This window comes from Arenibacter nanhaiticus (assembly GCF_900141935.1).
GTDB lineage: Bacteria > Bacteroidota > Bacteroidia > Flavobacteriales > Flavobacteriaceae > Arenibacter > Arenibacter nanhaiticus.
The window spans coordinates 1-2,319 of record NZ_FQYX01000072.1; the positions used below are offsets into that span (position 1 = coordinate 1).

Sequence of the window (2,319 nt, forward strand, 5' to 3'; positions counted from 1 at the left end):
ATATAATAAAAATTTAAAAATAAATTTTTTGCCTATGAACTTCAAAATCATTTTTCGACTAACTCAGAGCAAAACACAAAATAATTTACAGTCCCAAAATTGTTGGAATGCGGTTTATCACATGGTCATGGGTACTTCCATTAATAGTACACGAGCATTTTCTGTTGCTTGTACATGAATGGCGTCCGTGTTCCAAATTCCCATTCCATCTCTCTTGGATAGTTTTTCATTATTAATTTCTACTTCACCCTCAAGAATAAAAGCATAAACGCCATTGCCTTTTTTTTTGATGTTGTACGTATCAGATTTTCCTTTTGTGAATTTCCCTATATGAAACCAAGCGTCTTGATTTATCCAAACCCCTTGGTCGTCTTTGTTAGGGGAAAGCACTTGATAAAATTCATTGTCCTTTGCGATATCTCTAATAGAAACTTGATCGTAGCGTGGCGTTACATTTCGCTCTTTCGGAAATACCCAAATCTGAAGAAACTTAACTTCCTTGTCTTTGTTTTTGTTGTATTCCGAATGGGTAATTCCGGTTCCTGCACTCAATACTTGTACATCTCCTTCTTTAATCACCGCCACGTTGCCCATGCTATCTTTATGCTCTAAATCGCCTTCAAGTGGAATTGATATGATTTCCATATTGTCGTGTGGATGCGTGCCAAAACCCATTCCTGCTTGTACGCTGTCGTCATTTAATACACGTAGTACACCAAAATTCATTCTTTCTGGGTTGTGATAATTGGCGAAACTAAAGGTGTGGTGAGAGTTTAACCAACCGTGACTTGCGTTTCCTCTTGTTTCTGCTTTGTGAAGTACTGTATTCATAGTATATATGTTTTTATTGGGTAAATGATTAAATCCTAGTTGTTGCATCAATGAATTGTAGGTAAATTTTATGGACTTGTTATTGGTTGCTTTTAGTATTTGCGGACTAAGGCACCTATAACACCTGTTAAAAGGGCATTCTTAATACTTTTTTTACGACCCATATTCTTTGCTTTAAAGTATGGAACAAAGATGGGACTGTTTAGAAAATTGTAGAATATGAAAAGAGGGAGGGAACTTATGAAAATCCGATATTAATGCTTAATCTCGTTTTTCTTGAAGCTTGAAGGAGATAATTGAGTGTTTTTTTTGAAAAATGCACTAAAATTGGCAGGTTCATTAAAACCTAAGGCATACCCAATTTCTTTATTTGATAAATCGGTAAAATAGAGCAGTCTTTTGGCTTCGGTTATTATTCTTGCCTGAATATAGTCTTTGGCAGTTTTGCCAATTTTAGCCTTTACCGTTCGGTTTAAATGGTCCGGGGTAATATGAAGCTTATTTGCATAAAAAGTAGTAGAATGTTCTTTTTTATAATGGTCTTCAACACCTTTTTTAAAAGCTCTAACTAAATTGTCCCCAGAATTATCTATATCCGATTCGATAGGGTTGATAGCACATATATTATTACACTCTATAAGCAGAAGTTTTAAAAATGCACCGATAGACAAACTCTTCATATTAACATCACTGTGGAATAATCTAAAAATGTGTTTCGTAAAATTTTCTATAGTATCAAATTGCTCTTTAATAGGTGTTAATGGTGGACTTTGTCCATAATTTTGAAAGAGGTTCAGGCTATCAATAAACGATAAAGGAATGGAATTTTCTACTAAAAACTGATTGGAAAAAACCATTGCAAAGCCAATAGATTTTTCTGTTTCAATTACTTGGTGTACCTGCCCAGGGGCAACAAAGAAAATTTGTCTGTTTGATAACTCGTACGTATTAAAGTCTATTTTATGCAGTCCCTTGGCCTTATTGATAATCAAAACCGTAAAATAGTGATGTCTGTGTGGTTCGTCAACTTTACCGTTTCGTTTTTTATAAATATCTTCCATTTTAGATATTCCAAAACTCACGTTTTTCTTTTTAGAATTTACTTTTTGATATGTTTTGACGATGTTCATTTTAAATTCAACCAAGTATAAATGTAATATGATTATTATCAGTAAAATAGATGATTTTCGGCCTTTGGTTTCAGATCAAATTTAGCAATATTTCTTTTGATCCTATTGGCCAATTTTCACTTTCTTTTTTGGTTTCGGATAGTATGTTCTGTTGGCGGATTGTTTGGAGCTGCTTTTGTGAATAGCTTCCATTTAATGGTTGTTGTGCTGTCTTTTTAAACTGTCCTATATATAGGATAGCTGCTCCGCAAAGTCTCCCGACCTTGCGGAGCAATGTTCAGTTATCATGTTATATAGCATAACTCGATAGCTTTATTACATGATAACCGCCAAACAGTACTCATGGGTAATTGTTTTT

The 2,319-nt window shown here is 34.1% G+C and carries 2 protein-coding genes; both read right to left on the bottom strand.

The genetic code is table 11. The annotated features are described in order from the left end of the window. Nucleotides 1-117 precede the first annotated feature (117 nt). The gene (locus tag BUA16_RS18100) at nucleotides 118-831 is read right to left on the bottom strand and encodes a pirin family protein (protein WP_072766108.1); all 714 of its coding nucleotides are present in this window, start codon (nucleotides 829-831) and stop codon (nucleotides 118-120) included. A 254-nt stretch (nucleotides 832-1,085) separates the two neighbouring features. After that, on the bottom strand, nucleotides 1,086-1,913 hold the full coding sequence (locus BUA16_RS18105; protein WP_245795607.1) for an AraC family transcriptional regulator: 828 nt from the start codon (nucleotides 1,911-1,913) through the stop codon (nucleotides 1,086-1,088). Nucleotides 1,914-2,319 lie beyond the last annotated feature (406 nt).